Below are 585 nucleotides of genomic sequence, written 5' to 3'. Positions count from 1 at the left end.
GGTGCGCACTACGAGGGGGATCTTCGATGACGGTCTTGAAACGTTGCAGAGCCGGCGCGGTGCTGGTCGGGCTCCTGCTGATCGTCACCTTCAGCTCGCCGGCCTCGGCCGCGTCCCCGACGGTGAACACGCCGACCACGACCACGCTGACCACCCAGGGCCGCACCGCGGAGAGCTACACGGGATTGATGAACGGCGAATCATTCCAGCAGGACGGCATCGTCTCGCATCGCCGATGGCAATACGCGGCGTTCTGGGACGAGGAGGGCTATGTCAACGTCTCCCGGCGTCCGACGAACGGCACGTGGCAGACCATTCGCCTGACGGACTATCGCACCACCACCACTGATTCACACAATGTGATCAGCATCGGGCTCTCGCACGAGGACGGAAGCATCCACCTCTCGTTCGACATGCATGCCCAGCGTTTCCGCTACCGCAAGTCGGTGGCCGGCATCGCGACCGCACCGGACACCGCCGCCTGGTCACCGGGCATCTTCGGCGCCGTGCAGAACAGCCTCGCCGGACGCGACATGGCCGTCATGACCTATCCGCAGTTCACCACCATGCCCGACGGCAATCTGC

General features: G+C 64.8%; 1 protein-coding gene. It reads left to right on the top strand.

Translation table 11 applies throughout. The features are described from left to right. Positions 1–26: 26 nt before the first annotated feature. The coding region (locus DMB66_RS60335) for a BNR-4 repeat-containing protein (protein WP_199753330.1) at positions 27–585 on the top strand (559 nt) is incomplete at its 3' end.

The organism is Actinoplanes sp. ATCC 53533, from assembly GCF_003947245.1.
The sequence above is the reverse complement of the archived record's forward strand: the minus strand, read 5'-3'. Positions and strand labels throughout refer to the sequence as shown.